Genomic DNA, 13,324 nt, shown 5'->3' with positions numbered 1-13,324 from the left:
GTAATAATTATAATCCGACGATTTGCCCCGTGGAACGATTTAATGCCGCGATTGCACTGTTCCGCAACATGCGGGGCATCGTCCGAACCGGCCTGGATGGGATGAATTCGAGGGGGGCAACGCCCACTGTCGCGGGCGAAGCGGTGATATTGCCACGTAAACACGGGCAAAAGACTCACACAATGTCACAACCGTACCGGCTCATCCTGCCGGCAACAGCTCCCGCAACCGTGCCGGCAGCGGCACCGATTTCTCGGCCGCGAAATCGATCCACACGACCTTGCCGCCGCCCTCCGCGGCCACCACGTCGGCATTGCCGCGCTCGTTGACCATGCGGATCTCGTGCGTCACTTCGAAGCTGGACCGTCCCGCCGGGCCGGCGAACGTGCGGATCTCGATCTCGCCCGGATACTTCAGCTGCTTGATGAAGCTGCAGTAGGCGGTGACGATCACCGGGCCCTGGCCCTGGATGTCGAGGTCGCCCGCCGCCTGTTCGAGGAAGGCGATGCGCCCGCTCTCCATGTACCGGAAATACACCGTGTTGTTCACGTGCCCGAATGCATCCATGTCGCCCCAGCGGATCGCCTGGCGCATGGCATGAACCTGCTTCTTTTCAGTCATTATTGCGTCTACGTCGTTGCCAAAAGCCCCAATGATACGGGCTCAGGCGCCCGAACGGCAGTCCCCGTCGTAGAGGATGGACTCGACGATCCGGCAGAAGTTCGCCGGATCTTCCAGCATCATCATGTGCCCCGTCTTCGGCTGGATGTGCACGCGGCGGGCCTGGGCCAGCACCCAGTCGGGCACGTCCCAGCCCGCGACCGACTGCTCGCCGCCGATCAGGTACAGCGGCGTCGCGCGCGCCAGCACGCGGCCGACGCAGCCCAGGAAGTCCGGCGCGCCCGTCGTGTCGAGCACGGAATGCGCCATCTTTTGCACGGTCGTGTACGGTTGGTTGGCGAGGATGTCGCGCGCCCATCCGATGCGCTCGTCGCTCGCCTCGATGCCGCTCTGTTCCAGCCAGGCGGCCGGCGCCGCCTCCATCGCGCCGTACTCCGCGGCCCAGTCGGCGTCAGGCAGCGCGGCCACGCGCCCCGTCCAGAACGCGTCCTTCAACGTGAAGTTGCCCTCCACGCTGATCAACCCGTGCACGAGGTCGGGCACCAGGTCCGCCAGCAGCATCGCGACGGCGCCGCCCACGCTGTGGCCCAGCACCCAGGCGGGCCCGCCGGCCTCGTCCTGCAGGAAGCGGGCCAGTGCGGCGGCCTGGTCCGGCAGCGTGATGCCCGTGTCCTCGCTGCGGCGCCGGCCGTAGCCGACCAGGTCCGGCGCAAAGATGTCGACGCCGGGCAGGTAGCGCCGCGGCTCGAAATACGTCAGCGAACCCAGCAGGCCGTGGATCAGCAACAGCCGCGGCCGCGCATGCGCCGTCGCCGGGCCCGTCATTGCGCCGTCATGCCATCGTCGGCAGTGATGATGGCGCCGTTGATGAAATGGGCTTCCTCGGCGGCGAGCAGCAGCAGCAGGCCGTCCAGGTCTTCCGGCTTGCCCGTGCGGCGGCGCGGCAGCATCTCGATCAGTTTCTTGCCCTGCTCCGTCTCGAAATAATCCTCGTTCATTTCGGTGGCGATATAGCCCGGGCAAATGGCGTTGACGTTGATGCCGTAGCGGCCCCACTCGACGGCCATCGCCTTCGTCATCTGCACGACGCCGGCCTTGCTCATGCAGTACACGCCGATCTGCGGCAGCACGCGCAGGCCCGCCACCGACGCGATGTTCACGATGCGGTGCTGCTTCTTCGGGTCGCCCTTGGCGCGCTGGATCATGCGTTTCGCGGTCTGCTGGGCCATGAAGAAGGCGCCGCGCAGGTTCGTGTCCATCACGTAGGCGTAGTCTTCCTCGCTCACGTCGAGCAGGCGCTGCGTCGTCGAGACGCCCGAGTTGTTGACGAGGATGTCGATCGGCCCCGCTTCCGTCTCGGCATGGGCGATCGCGGACTTGATGCTCGCGAGGTCCGTCACGTCGAGCGCGACGACATGCGCGGCGCCGCCGTCCGCCTCGATCTCGGCGCGCAATTCCTTCAGGCGGTCGATGCGGCGCGACGCGAGCACGACCTGGGCACCGGCGCCGGCCAGGGCCTTGGCAAAGCGCGCGCCCAGCCCGCTGGACGCGCCCGTGACCATCGCGATCTTTCCTTCGAAATTGACTTCAATCCCCACGTTACGCCCCCTGTCCCCGAACTAAATTCTGTTGCGAAGTCATAATGATTACACACTTCACCTATTTCACGCCGATTAGATTGCCGCGTCTAATAGTTGCCCTACAATGGCACCCGACGTTGCCAACGAGCGCAAAAAAGTGCACACTCGTGCTTAAATTTTTTTAACCACTATAAGACATGACCCAGCCCAACACCCTCCTCGAAGAATACGGTCCCCGCGAAGCCATGGAATACGACGTCGTCATCGTCGGCGGCGGTCCCGCAGGCTTGTCGGCGGCAATCCGCCTGAAGCAGCTTGCTGCGGAAAAAGGCCAGGACGTGTCGGTCTGCGTGCTGGAAAAAGGCGGCGAGCTGGGCGCGCACATCCTGTCGGGCGCCGTCATCGACCCGCGCGCGCTGGACGAACTGTTCCCGAACTGGAAGGAACTTGGCGCACCGCTGAATACGGCCGTCACGGAAGACCGCCTGCTGTTCCTCACCGAATCGAAGGCGATCCAGACACCGGGCATGATGATGCTGCCGTCGCTGCAAAACCACGGCAACTACATCGCCTCGCTCGGCAACCTCGTACGCTGGCTGGGCCAGCAGGCGGAGGCGCTGGGCGTCGAAATCTTCCCGGGCTTCCCGGCCGCGGAAATCCTGTACAACGACGACGGTTCCGTGAAGGGCGTCGCCACCGGCAATATGGGCGTCAACCGCCACGGCCAGCCGACCGATGCGTTCCAGTTGGGCATGGAACTGCACGCGAAATACACGCTGTTCGCCGAAGGATCGCGCGGCCATCTCGGCAAGCAATTGATCGCGAAATACGACCTGGCCAAAGGCAAGGATCCGCAGACCTACGCCATCGGCATCAAGGAATTGTGGGAAGTCGACCCGAGCAAGCACAAGCCCGGCCTCGTGATCCACACGGCCGGCTGGCCGCTGGACCGGGACACGTATGGCGGCTCGTTCCTGTACCACCTGGAAAACAACCAGGTCGTCGTCGGCTTCATCGTCGGCCTCGCCTACCAGAATCCCTACCTGTCGCCGTACGAGGAATTCCAGCGCTATAAAACCCATCCGGAAATCCGCAAGTTCTTCGAAGGCGGCAAGCGCATCTCGTACGGCGCGCGCGCGATCACCGCGGGCGGCCTGCAATCGCTGCCGAAGACCGTGTTCCCGGGCGGCGCGCTGATCGGCTGCGACGCGGGCTTCCTCAACACCAGCCGCATCAAGGGCAGCCACGCCGCCATCAAGACGGGCATGCTCGCGGCCGACGCCGCCTTCGCCGCGCTGGGCGCGGGCCGCCAGCATGACGAACTGCTGAGCTATCCGGTCGCGTTCGAGCAATCGTGGCTGCACGAGGAACTGCACATCGCGCGCAACTTCAAGCCGTGGATGAGCAAGGGCCTGTACCTGGGTTCGCTCATGGTCGGCATCGACCAGATTGTGTTCAAGGGCAAGGCCCCGTGGACCCTGCACCACAAGCACGCCGACCACGAATGCCTGCGCCCGGCGTCCGACTTCGCGCCCATCGCCTATCCGAAACCGGACGGCAAGCTGACGTTCGACCGCCTGTCGTCCGTGTTCATCTCGAACACGAACCACGCCGAAGACCAGCCCGTGCACCTGACGCTCAAGAATCCGAACGTGCCGGTCGAAGTGAACCTGGCGAAATTCGCCGGTCCGGAACAGCGCTACTGCCCGGCCGGCGTGTACGAATTCGTCAAGACGGACGAGGGGAAGGATCGCCTGCAGATCAACGCGCAGAACTGCGTGCACTGCAAGACGTGCGACATCAAGGATCCGACGCAGAACATCGTCTGGGTCACGCCGGAAGGCGGCGGCGGGCCGAACTACCCGAACATGTGATGGTCGAAACGGCGGCGCGATCCGCCGTTTCGTTTTTAGCGAGGCGGGCGCGTGGCGTCGACGCCGAACCACTTCATCGACGCCCGCCGCAGGCTGCCGTCGGCACGCGCGGCGTCCAGGGCCGCGTCGACGGCCGCGCGGAACTTCGGGTTGCCCTTGCGGAAGGCGATGCCCATGCGCTCCACGTCGCCCACGCGCGCGCCGGCGCGGATCGGCAATCCGGAATTCTTCAGCAGGTAGGGGACCATCAGGCTGTCGTTGAGCGCGGCGTCGATGCGGCCGAATGCCAGGTCCTGCAGGTTTTCCGGCGCGGCCGGGTAGCGCTTGACGTCGATGCCGTGCACGGCACGAACCTGTTGCTCGAACACGCTGCCGTGCCCCACGCCCACCGTCCTGCCCTTGAGGTCCCCCAGCCTTCGATAGTTGGCGTCCTCGTTGCGGCGCACGATCAATTGCGGCGCGGAGTAGGTGTAAGGCTGGGAGAAATCGAATGCCCGCAGGCGCCGCGGCGTGATGCCCACCTGGCTGACGACGACGTCGTATTTGCCGGCGCTTAAGCCCGGGAGAATGGCCGCCCATTCCATCGTCACGAATGCCGGCCGCACGCCCAGCCGGGCGCAGACGAGTGTCGCGACGTCGACGTCGTAGCCCGCCATGTGTCCCGTCTTCCCATCCCTGAAATTGAACGGCGGATACGTGCCTTCCAGTGCGACGCGCAGCGTGCCGCGGGCCTTGACGACGTCGAGCAGGTCGGCCGCGCGGGCCGGCGGCGCCACGGCCAGGATCAGCGCCGCGGCGGCCACCAGCGCGCGCCGCGTCGTGTTCGGAATTCGAATGTGCATCGGCTCAGGGCTTCGTTCGGACAGCCCTGATTTAACGCCGAATCACGCTTTTGCGCAAAGGAAATATTGTCTTGAATTTTACTAAAATTGTCGCCGGCCATGCTTGCCGAAGTTGTGGCCCGTGACGATCAGCGAGCTCTCGACGAGCGTCGACAAGCCCAGCAGCAGTTGCACGAGCTTGTCATCGGAGAGCACCCAGATCGTGCCGGCCGGCTGCTCCGCGCCCGTCGCGGCCATGATGAGGGGCGCGACCCAGCTGGCGTCCGACTCGACGTCGAGGATGACGGCGTCCGCCGCCGTCTGCATGGTCACGTTGCCGCCCGCCTCGAGGTGGAAGCGGACGCCGACGCCCGTCTCCTGCGGCCTGACGAGTTCCTGCATCGCGCGGTTGTGCTCGTCGATCCACAGCTCGACGTCCTGCGGCGTTTCCAGCGGCGTCCACGGGACGGGGCGGAAGCGCGGGCGTTCGGCGCTGGTACTGTCGGTACTGTCGGCGGCGCGGTCGTTGGTGTTCTGGTCGGACGTCATGGAGGGGATCGATCAAGCTGGGAGACGGCGCGTATGCTACGGCATTTCCCGTCCCGCGGCCAGAGCGCCGCTACGGGATGAGCGTGACGAGCCGCGCACGGACGCCGGCGTCATCGATGAAGAGCTCGGCGGCCGAGATCGGCAGGCTGAAACGGCGCGGTCCGGCGCTGCCCGGGTTCACGTACAGCACGCCGTCCCGTTCGCTGCACGCGGGATGGTGCGAGTGGCCGGACACGACGACGCCGACCCCGGTCGCGCGCGGGTCGATGACCAGGCGTTTCAGGTCGTGGATCGCGTACAGCGCGACGGCCCCGACGTCGACGCGGGCCGCCTCGGGAATCGCGCGCGCCCACGGCGCCGTGTCGTTATTGCCGCGCACCACCGTCAGCGGCGCGATGGCCGCGAGGCGCTCGAGGATCTCCGGGCCGCCAATGTCGCCGCCGTGGACGATATGGTCGGCCCCGGCGAGAAAATCGAGCGCCTCGGGGCGCAGCAGGCCGTGCGTGTCGGAAATCAGGCCGACCCGCATGGATTCAGTGCTTATAGCGGCTCAGCTTCGTTGCGGTATAGATCGAATACAGGGCCGCGAGGCCGACGATCACATACACGACGCGGCTGGCGGGGCTGCCCGGTCCGAACAAGGTGGCGACGACGTCGACGTCGAACAGGCCGACCATCGCCCAGTTCAGGCCGCCGATGATCAGGAGGACCATCGCGGCATAATCGAGTCCGGTCATCGCCGTCGTGCCTTCACGCACGGAAGCACGCCGCTCGGGCAAGTGCCGCCGTTCCATCGTGGGTGCGTTCATGGTTGCCATCATGTCCTCCTTCGGGAAAGGTTGGTGCGCCCACGATAGCAAAAACGCGCGAAGCCGTGCGCCGCCTATCCGTGCCGGAATCCGGCGGCGGCGCGCACGCTCAGCCCTTCCAGGTACGGTTCAGGCCGGTGTCCGTGTGGATCCAGCCGCCTTTCGGGCCGGAGCGGTAATAGAATCCGACGCCGCCCGTGCGGAAACTCTTCACGAGTCCGCCCAGCACTTCCTCGGTGAGGCCGGCGATGCGCATGTCGGCCGCCTTGCCGGACATGTGGAGCGACTGGCGCGCGGCGGGCACGCCCTGCTCGATCAGGCGCCGGTTGGATGCCGGCGTGCGGTAGCCGGACAGGATCTCGAGCGGACGGTCGAGGCCGTAGCGCGCCACGAACGCCTGCGACGCCCACAGCGTCTCGAGCAGCTTGGGATCGATGGCAATCGACGCCTTGCCGTTCACGTCGCGCAGCAGATGGCACAGTTCCTGGTAGGCCGAGTCGATCACCTCGCCGTCCTTCCAGTACAGGACGCTGGCGCGTTCGCCGCTGGCCGGACGGATCACGGACAAGGTGCGCGGCTTGACCCAGAAGTCGATGTCGACCACTTGGGAGTCGAACAGGTCGGGGGGCGGTTCCAGGTCGGGGCCGGGCGCGTCGGCCTGGTCGCGGCCGGCGGCGGCGCGGGCCGCGTGGGCGTCGACCAAGGGGACGGACACGAGCCCAAGCGCGGTCAGGCGCAAACCCTGGTGAAGAAAGTCTCTGCGGGAAGCCATATCGAACTCATCATTGCAACCCGACTACTATAGCGCATGCATCCGGCAGAACAAAGACGAGTTCACGATCTGTAACGTTAAATAGCGACAGCGGCGTGACGCAGCTCACTGGCTGCAATTGCAAAAACGCTTGCGTGCCGGCACCGTTTCGGCGTCCAGCTGTTTCCAGAGAAAGTCACATTCGAGGCCGAAACAGGACTTGTCCTTGCCCGCATTGACATAACCGAGGCGCTCGAAGAAGCCGCTGGCGGAACCCGGGCTCTGCATGTGCACCTTGCGGATGTTCCACGCCCGCGCCTGCGCTTCCAGCGCGCACAGCAACGCCCGCCCGACGCCGTGGCGCAACAGATCCGGCCGGACATAGCACAGCGGCACCTTACCGGCCTGGTTCAACAAGGCCAGGCCGACCAGCTCGCGCGTCCCGTCCGCCACTCTCTCCGCCACGACGGCATGATTGGTGGGCGACGACAGCCAGCCGAGCACGTTCTGCGTCGTCTTGTTGCCGAGCCAGGCCTGCAGGATCTCGGGACGGCCGCCGTGGTCGGCCACGCAGCCCTCCTCGATCGAACGACGCAGCAGAGCGCACGCCGCCGGCGCATCATTCGGTGTTGCCTGGCGAATTTCGATACCCATGGTTTTTCAGCATCAACCTAGAACAAACAATGAATCAGCGGGCCGGACCGACCGGCCAAAATCCGAAAGGCCGGACTATACCGCAAACGCGACATGCCTGCTTTGCGGCGGTCCCAAGCGTATGCATGTCTCATATGGCGTCTAAGCATATGATAAAAATGTACTTTTGTTTTGCTATTTTTTAACGGACGATCGAACACCCCTAGCAAAGTCTTCACAAGGAAAACGATATGGCGATCCCATCCATTTCCTCGCTGCGCCGCGCACTGCTGGCGCTGGCCCTCGGCAGTGCCGTGATCCCGTTCACCGCCCAGGCCGCCGACGTGGAATTGCTCAACGTGTCGTACGACGTGGCACGCGAGCTGTACAAGGACATCAACCCGGCCTTCGTCGCCGAATGGAAAAAGACGACCGGCCAGAACATCACGATCAAGCAATCGCACGGCGGCTCCAGCAAGCAGGCCCGTGCCGTCGCCGACGGCCTGGAAGCGTCCGTCGTCACGATGAACCAGGCCAACGACATCGACATGCTGGCCGACCGCGGCCTCGTCGCGAAGGACTGGGCGAAGAAATTCCCGGACAACGCCGCGCCCTATTACTCGACCATGGTGTTCCTGGTCCGCAAGGGCAATCCGAAGGGCATCCACGACTGGGCCGACCTGGCCAAGCCGGGTGTGAAAGTCATCATCCCGAATCCCAAGACCGCCGGCAACGGCCGCTACACCTACCTGGCGGCGTGGGGCTCCGTGATCAAGAAAGGCGGCAACGAAGCGCAGGCGCGCGCGCTCGTCGGCAAGATCTTCAAGAACGTGCCCGTGCTGGACGCCGGGGGCCGCGCCGCGACCACCACGTTCACGCAGCGCCAGATCGGCGACGCCCTCGTCACGTTCGAGAACGAAGTGAACCTCGTGCGCGCCGAGTTCGGCAACAACTTCGAAGTCGTGTACCCGTCGATTTCCGTGCTGGCCGAGTCGCCGGTGGCCGTCGTCGACAAGGTCGTCGACCGCAAGGGCATCCGCAAGCAGGCGACGGCCTACCTCAACTTCCTGTATTCGGAACAGGGCCAGGCCATCGGCGCCAAGCACTACCTGCGCGTGCGCAACGAAAAAGTCATGAAGCAATATGCCGCCAACTACAAGCCGATCCAGTTGTTCACGGTGGACGACGTATTCGGCGGGTGGCGTGCCGCGCAGAAACGGCATTTCGACGATGGTGGTGAATTCGACAAAATCTACACCTCAAAATAAGACAGTTCGGAAAATTCCGTTCAAAAAGAAGGCCCTGCGGCAACGCGGGGCTTTTTTTTCTTGTAGAATCTTGCTCATGGACTCGATATTTCACTGATGGACATGGACATGTGTCAATCATTGATGCTATCGTTCAACTTTATTGTTGCCGTATAGCTAGACGCTATCTGCCAACCCGACGCTGATGCTCCGCCGCCGCCCGGCGCCCGACCATTAACCGTACCCAGACAACCATCCATGATCAAAAAATTCCTCGCTGCCGTAGTGATGACGATCTCCAGTGCCGCGGCCCTCGCCGTGCCGTTCGGATCGCAATCCGTGCTGGTGGTCGAAGACGACACCGGCAAAGTGCTGTTCGAAAAGAACGCCAGCACCGTCGCGCCCATCGCTTCGCTGACCAAGCTCATGACCGCCATGGTCGTGCTCGATGCCCACCAGGACATGAACGAGCCGATCGAGATCGAGAAGGAGGACGTCGACATGCTCAAGCACAGCTCGTCGCGCGTGCCCGTCGGTGCGACGATTCCGCGCCGCGACGTCCTGCAGCTGGCGCTGATGTCCTCGGACAACCGCGCCGCCGCCGCGCTGGCGCGCACGTATCCGGGCGGCATTGATGCCTTCCATGTGGCCGTCAAGCGCAAGATCGCGGCGCTGGGCATGACCCAGACCGTCCTCGAGGAACCGACCGGCCTGAGCCCGCACAACCGCTCGACGGCCGCCGACCTCGTCAAGATGGCGACGGCCGCCTCGAACTATCCGGAAATCACCCGCATCACCACGTCGCCGAAGGACCTGATCAACATCAAGGGCCGCGAAGTCGAATACCACAACACGAACCGCCTCGTCGGCGCAAAAGGCTGGGACATCGGCCTGTCGAAGACGGGCTACACGCTGGAAGCGGGACGCTGCCTGATCATGCGCATCAAGGCCGCCGGCAAGAACGCAACGATGGTGCTGCTGAACGCGGGCGCCTCGTCCGTGCGCCTGCTGGACGCCCTGAACGTCCGCCGCCACGTGCTGGGCGACACCGCCCCTGTCTCCACGCGCGCCGAATCGCCGCGCGTGCGCGCCTCCGTGGGCGGTCCGCGCATCCGCGCGTCCGTCGGCCGCGGTTCACATCACAGGCACAGGCACATGGTCGTGACGCGCCATCGCCGGCATCGCTGAGCGCGGCAACAGGATCTAAAAAGCCGGGACGGGCGACCGTTCCGGCTTTTTCGTTAACCGCAACACGCTCCGGTATCATGACGTTTTTTCCATTAAGAAATCAGTGATGAACCGCACCCGAGTCCTCACCACCGCCGCCGTCGGCGCCCTCCTCGCCGTCGCCGCCACGAGCATCGCCAGCCCATGGTGGACGCTGCACCGCCTGCGCGCCGCCGTCGAGCGGCACGACGGCGGCGCCGTCGCCGAGCAAGTCGACTTCCCGGCCTTGCGTACCAGCGTGAAGGCGCAGATGCTGGCGTCGATGAAGGCGGACTTGGACAAGCCCGGCGGCGCGAATCCGTTCGCCGAGTTCGGGACGAAACTCGCGCAGGCCCTCGTCGATCCGCTCGTCGACGCCGTCGTATCGCCCGCGGCCGTGGCCGCCATGGTCGAGCATGGCCGGATTTCGATCGCCAGGCCGGGCCAGGCCGCGCCGGCGCCCGATGCCGAGCCCGTGCACGACAAGCCCCGTTTCGCGCTGCGCTACCGCAGCTGGGATCGCTTTGCCATCACGGGAGAGGACGGCGGCAGCTTCGTGTTCCGGCGCGACGGCCTGTGGACGTGGAAGCTGGCCGCCATCGAGATGGCGGCGGACCGCTGACGTCTAGCGCCTATCCCAGTAGGGTGGGCACCCCAGTGCCCACCATGCGTTACTGCGACGCATACGTTTGGTGGGCGGAGGCCGCCCACCCTACCAGTTCGCGCCTACCGAGATGGGGTGTTAGCGCGACTTCAGCTGGCGCACGTGGCCTTCCAGCTCGGCGAACGTCGGGCGCTCCGTGGCCGAGATGACCTTGCGGCCGAATTCCACGGCGATCGGCGGGGCGTAGCCGTTCATCGACGCCAGCAACGTCACCTTCACGCATTGCAGCGCCTTCACGACTTCCTGGTGGCGCCGCTGCAGCAGGCTCGCGAGCGGCGCGACGAGGCCGTACGACAACAGGATGCCGAGGAAGGTGCCGACGAGCGCGGCCGCGATCAGGGCTCCCAGTTCGGCCGGTGGACGGCCGATGGCACCCATCGTGTGCACGACGCCCATCACGGCCGCCACGATGCCGAACGCGGGCATGCCGTCCGCCAGCTTGTGGATGGCGTGCACGGGGATGTCGGCGTCTTCCTGGTACGTGTCGATCTCGTTGTCCATCAGGTTTTCCAGCTGGTAGCTGTTCATCGTCCCCGACACCATCAGGCGCAGGTAGTCGGTGATGAATTCCAATAAATGATCGTCCAGCAAGATGGCGCGGTACTTCGTGAAGATGGCGCTTTCGTAAGGCGCGTCGATCTCGTCTTCCAGCGCCATCAACCCTTCGCGGCGAACCTTCGTCAACAGGTCGAACATGAGCCCCATCAAGGCCATATACAGTTCGCGCGTGTAGCGCGAGCCGTGGAACAGCGTCGGCAGGCTGCGCCACGTGAGGCCGATGGCCTTGCGATCGTTGGCGATGACGAACGCGCCCAGCGCGCCGCCGAAGATCATCAGGAGTTCGTAAGGCTGGAACAACGCGGCCAGGTGCCCGTCTTGCAGGACGAAGCCGCCGAACACCGCCAGCAGGACGATCACGAAACCCACGACAATCAACATGATACCGCTCCGATAACTTTTCCCAAGCCGCAACTTTAACATTGTTGCCATATGGAAAGCAAAGGTTAGCGTGCGAGTTGGAAAGCAGCTTGCGATCGAACAGCAAGTGCCGTCGGTAATCGACATCGGCGCACATGCGACGTTATAGGCTCAGTCTAACTATTTTCAAACAAACTTTCCAAAATGCAATAATATATTGCTCAACACACCATTCCTTCGTTACGCCTGGCTCAACAATGTCAACCGAATCTCCTGCACTCAAGCGCGACCTGGCCGCCTACATCATCTCTGCGATTTGTTGGCTGTCAGCACTGATGCTGCTTGCGGCCGGCCTCATGGTTCTCAACGATGCTCCTGCGGTCCCACCGTTGAATACCATAGCGGGCATTACGACCGCCTACGTATTATTGCTCTGGGGCGTCACCTGTGTCGTGCAAGTGGCTACCGGTTGCGCCGTGTTCCTGATGCGTACTGAAGCACTGGCTGGTATGGGCTACTTGCTGACGAACAGCCTGTCCGAGTTATTTGGCCGGCCCAACGTGCCCGTCACCTTCTTTGACGCGCTGTACTACCTTGCCTTGATATATTTCACGGTACGGCTGTTCGAGCGATCGCCCAGGCGTCGTTCGCCGGTACAGTCAGACCGACGCCATCTATACAGGATGTTGCTCCTTGGTCTGGCTGCGAATCATCTGACCGTTTTGATCAGATATTCGTACGCGTATCCAGAGTTGGCCAGGTCAGGCGCCCTGCCGCCAATCCTGGTGCTGGCGGCACTGGTCGGTTGCGGTGCGTTTTATGCCGCCATCTTGACAATACGGTCGCACCCGGAGCGAGCAAAGAAACTTTTCCTGTTCGCAGCACTGTTCACAGCGCTGCAGTTGCCCGAATGGGGCTACCGATGGAGTATGGCAACGCCGTTCTGGTTGGAAGTGCCCATCGCCCTGTTCGGTTTTGCGCTTGCCCGCCACTGGTGCAAGGCCGGTAACCCGATACCGCATCCTTGACGCACGACGTCGAAGCCTTGCCATGAGTCACGTCGTTTCCTTGCCGGACGGTTTGGGTTGCGTCAGCAAATCCGGCTCCGGCGGATACGTGATGCGCAAGCCCTCGACGTGTGCGAACGGCGTCAGCTTGTGCGGGCGGCGCTGGCGTGCGTCGATGATGTCGTCGACGGGCACGCCGCGCACCAGCAGCGCGTCGGCCACGAGCGAGCGGTGGCAGCGCCACGGCACCGCTTCCGCGCACATCAGCGCGCAAGGCTTCTCGCGCCCCAGTTCGATGACGGCGTCGACGTTGGCAGCGAAGTCGCCGGTCTGCATGTAGTCGGCATAGCCGCGGAACGACGTGTTGCGCCAGCCCGTGTTCGGCGAATCCTTGCGCGGCCGGCGCAGGCCGCCGAGGCCGGGCAAGTAGCGGTATTCGATGCCGGCGTCGGCCAGCGACGCGGCCAGCTGATCCTGTCCGAATTGCGGATTGTGGCGCGATTTCGGCACCGTCCGGATGTCGAGCAGGCAGGCGATCCCGTTCTGGCGCAACAGGCCGATGAAGTCTTCAATCGTACGGTTCGAATGGCCGATGGTGCAGACGGTTTCCATGCGCAGCCCTCACGGTGGCGATGCGCCCATTC

16 protein-coding genes are annotated in these 13,324 nt (G+C 64.2%); 5 read left to right on the top strand and 11 right to left on the bottom strand.

The window, feature by feature from the left end; translation table 11 throughout:
• Positions 1-201 precede the first annotated feature (201 nt).
• Genes ISF28_RS27915 through ISF28_RS27905 form a run of 3 tightly spaced genes read right to left on the bottom strand, consistent with a single transcriptional unit; the run spans position 202 to position 2,219 of the window.
• Positions 202-621, bottom strand: coding sequence for an acyl-CoA thioesterase (locus ISF28_RS27915; RefSeq protein WP_198120449.1), 420 nt, complete (start codon positions 619-621; stop codon positions 202-204).
• Positions 622-663: 42 nt separating this feature from the next.
• Entirely contained in the window at positions 664-1,446 is a 783-nt protein-coding gene (locus tag ISF28_RS27910) for an alpha/beta fold hydrolase (protein WP_198120448.1), read from the bottom strand.
• The gene (locus ISF28_RS27905; RefSeq protein ID WP_198120447.1) at positions 1,443-2,219 is read right to left on the bottom strand and encodes an SDR family oxidoreductase; all 777 of its coding nucleotides are present in this window, start codon (positions 2,217-2,219) and stop codon (positions 1,443-1,445) included. Before ISF28_RS27905 ends, ISF28_RS27910 begins: the two co-directional genes overlap by 4 nt.
• Positions 2,220-2,398: 179 nt before the next feature.
• Between ISF28_RS27905 and ISF28_RS27900 the strand changes: the two genes are divergently transcribed.
• A complete protein-coding gene (locus tag ISF28_RS27900; protein WP_198120446.1) occupies positions 2,399-4,075 on the top strand; it encodes an electron transfer flavoprotein-ubiquinone oxidoreductase in 1,677 nt (558 codons plus the stop codon).
• Between the two features lie 35 nt (positions 4,076-4,110).
• Here the strand turns inward: ISF28_RS27900 and ISF28_RS27895 are convergent, their stop codons facing one another.
• From ISF28_RS27895 to ISF28_RS27870, 6 genes are all read right to left on the bottom strand, one after another.
• Entirely contained in the window at positions 4,111-4,917 is an 807-nt protein-coding gene (locus tag ISF28_RS27895; RefSeq protein ID WP_198120445.1) for a transporter substrate-binding domain-containing protein, read from the bottom strand.
• A gap of 81 nt (positions 4,918-4,998) precedes the next feature.
• Positions 4,999-5,445 (bottom strand): hypothetical protein, encoded by a 447-nt coding sequence (locus ISF28_RS27890; RefSeq protein WP_198120444.1) that lies wholly within the window; start codon positions 5,443-5,445, stop codon positions 4,999-5,001.
• A gap of 70 nt (positions 5,446-5,515) precedes the next feature.
• Entirely contained in the window at positions 5,516-5,974 is a 459-nt protein-coding gene (locus tag ISF28_RS27885) for a metallophosphoesterase family protein (protein WP_198120443.1), read from the bottom strand.
• A gap of 4 nt (positions 5,975-5,978) precedes the next feature.
• The gene (locus ISF28_RS27880) at positions 5,979-6,263 is read right to left on the bottom strand and encodes a DUF378 domain-containing protein (RefSeq protein WP_198120442.1); all 285 of its coding nucleotides are present in this window, start codon (positions 6,261-6,263) and stop codon (positions 5,979-5,981) included.
• 100 nt (positions 6,264-6,363) lie between these two features.
• The gene (locus ISF28_RS27875; protein ID WP_198120441.1) at positions 6,364-7,026 is read right to left on the bottom strand and encodes a YcbK family protein; all 663 of its coding nucleotides are present in this window, start codon (positions 7,024-7,026) and stop codon (positions 6,364-6,366) included.
• A 105-nt stretch (positions 7,027-7,131) separates the two neighbouring features.
• Positions 7,132-7,659, bottom strand: a complete 528-nt coding sequence (locus ISF28_RS27870; RefSeq protein WP_198120440.1) for a GNAT family N-acetyltransferase — start codon at positions 7,657-7,659, stop codon at positions 7,132-7,134.
• Between the two features lie 230 nt (positions 7,660-7,889).
• Here ISF28_RS27870 and ISF28_RS27865 point away from each other — a divergent pair, with 230 nt between their 5' ends.
• The 3 genes from ISF28_RS27865 to ISF28_RS27855 all read left to right on the top strand — a co-directional run bounded on the left by ISF28_RS27865 (position 7,890) and on the right by ISF28_RS27855 (position 10,713).
• On the top strand, positions 7,890-8,906 hold the full coding sequence (locus ISF28_RS27865; protein ID WP_198120439.1) for a sulfate ABC transporter substrate-binding protein: 1,017 nt from the start codon (positions 7,890-7,892) through the stop codon (positions 8,904-8,906).
• A 267-nt stretch (positions 8,907-9,173) separates the two neighbouring features.
• The gene (locus ISF28_RS27860; RefSeq protein WP_370663510.1) at positions 9,174-10,073 is read left to right on the top strand and encodes a serine hydrolase; all 900 of its coding nucleotides are present in this window, start codon (positions 9,174-9,176) and stop codon (positions 10,071-10,073) included.
• 106 nt (positions 10,074-10,179) lie between these two features.
• Complete coding sequence (locus ISF28_RS27855) at positions 10,180-10,713, top strand: DUF2939 domain-containing protein (protein WP_198120437.1); 534 nt, start codon at positions 10,180-10,182, stop codon at positions 10,711-10,713.
• A gap of 120 nt (positions 10,714-10,833) precedes the next feature.
• Here ISF28_RS27855 and motA read toward each other — a convergent pair whose 3' ends face one another.
• Positions 10,834-11,694 (bottom strand): flagellar motor stator protein MotA, encoded by an 861-nt coding sequence (gene motA / locus ISF28_RS27850; RefSeq protein WP_198120436.1) that lies wholly within the window; start codon positions 11,692-11,694, stop codon positions 10,834-10,836.
• Positions 11,695-11,930: 236 nt separating this feature from the next.
• Here motA and ISF28_RS27845 point away from each other — a divergent pair, with 236 nt between their 5' ends.
• Entirely contained in the window at positions 11,931-12,701 is a 771-nt protein-coding gene (locus tag ISF28_RS27845) for a hypothetical protein (RefSeq protein ID WP_198120435.1), read from the top strand.
• Between the two features lie 27 nt (positions 12,702-12,728).
• On the opposite strand, the gene ISF28_RS27840 is transcribed toward ISF28_RS27845, so the two are convergent.
• Positions 12,729-13,292, bottom strand: coding sequence for a DUF488 domain-containing protein (locus tag ISF28_RS27840; protein ID WP_198120434.1), 564 nt, complete (start codon positions 13,290-13,292; stop codon positions 12,729-12,731).
• Positions 13,293-13,324: the final 32 nt, after the last annotated feature.

This window comes from Massilia rhizosphaerae (genome assembly GCF_016093545.1).
GTDB lineage: Bacteria > Pseudomonadota > Gammaproteobacteria > Burkholderiales > Burkholderiaceae_D > Telluria > Telluria rhizosphaerae.
The sequence above is the reverse complement of the archived record's forward strand: the minus strand, read 5'-3'. Positions and strand labels throughout refer to the sequence as shown.

Bases quoted from the DNA above. Each gene is read 5' to 3' on its own strand.
- ISF28_RS27890 (WP_198120444.1), bottom strand. From the start codon at position 5,445: ATGACGTCCGACCAGAACACCAACGACCGCGCCGCCGACAGTACCGAC.
- ISF28_RS27855 (WP_198120437.1), top strand. From the start codon at position 10,180: ATGAACCGCACCCGAGTCCTCACCACCGCCGCCGTCGGCGCCCTCCTC.
- ISF28_RS27915 (WP_198120449.1), bottom strand. From the start codon at position 621: ATGACTGAAAAGAAGCAGGTTCATGCCATGCGCCAGGCGATCCGCTGG.
- ISF28_RS27910 (WP_198120448.1), bottom strand. From the start codon at position 1,446: ATGACGGGCCCGGCGACGGCGCATGCGCGGCCGCGGCTGTTGCTGATC.
- motA (WP_198120436.1), bottom strand. From the start codon at position 11,694: ATGTTGATTGTCGTGGGTTTCGTGATCGTCCTGCTGGCGGTGTTCGGC.
- ISF28_RS27845 (WP_198120435.1), top strand. From the start codon at position 11,931: ATGTCAACCGAATCTCCTGCACTCAAGCGCGACCTGGCCGCCTACATC.
- ISF28_RS27895 (WP_198120445.1), bottom strand. From the start codon at position 4,917: ATGCACATTCGAATTCCGAACACGACGCGGCGCGCGCTGGTGGCCGCC.
- ISF28_RS27870 (WP_198120440.1), bottom strand. From the start codon at position 7,659: ATGGGTATCGAAATTCGCCAGGCAACACCGAATGATGCGCCGGCGGCG.
- ISF28_RS27875 (WP_198120441.1), bottom strand. From the start codon at position 7,026: ATGGCTTCCCGCAGAGACTTTCTTCACCAGGGTTTGCGCCTGACCGCG.
- ISF28_RS27865 (WP_198120439.1), top strand. From the start codon at position 7,890: ATGGCGATCCCATCCATTTCCTCGCTGCGCCGCGCACTGCTGGCGCTG.
- ISF28_RS27860 (WP_370663510.1), top strand. From the start codon at position 9,174: ATGACGATCTCCAGTGCCGCGGCCCTCGCCGTGCCGTTCGGATCGCAA.
- ISF28_RS27840 (WP_198120434.1), bottom strand. From the start codon at position 13,292: ATGGAAACCGTCTGCACCATCGGCCATTCGAACCGTACGATTGAAGAC.
- ISF28_RS27900 (WP_198120446.1), top strand. From the start codon at position 2,399: ATGACCCAGCCCAACACCCTCCTCGAAGAATACGGTCCCCGCGAAGCC.
- ISF28_RS27885 (WP_198120443.1), bottom strand. From the start codon at position 5,974: ATGCGGGTCGGCCTGATTTCCGACACGCACGGCCTGCTGCGCCCCGAG.
- ISF28_RS27880 (WP_198120442.1), bottom strand. From the start codon at position 6,263: ATGGCAACCATGAACGCACCCACGATGGAACGGCGGCACTTGCCCGAG.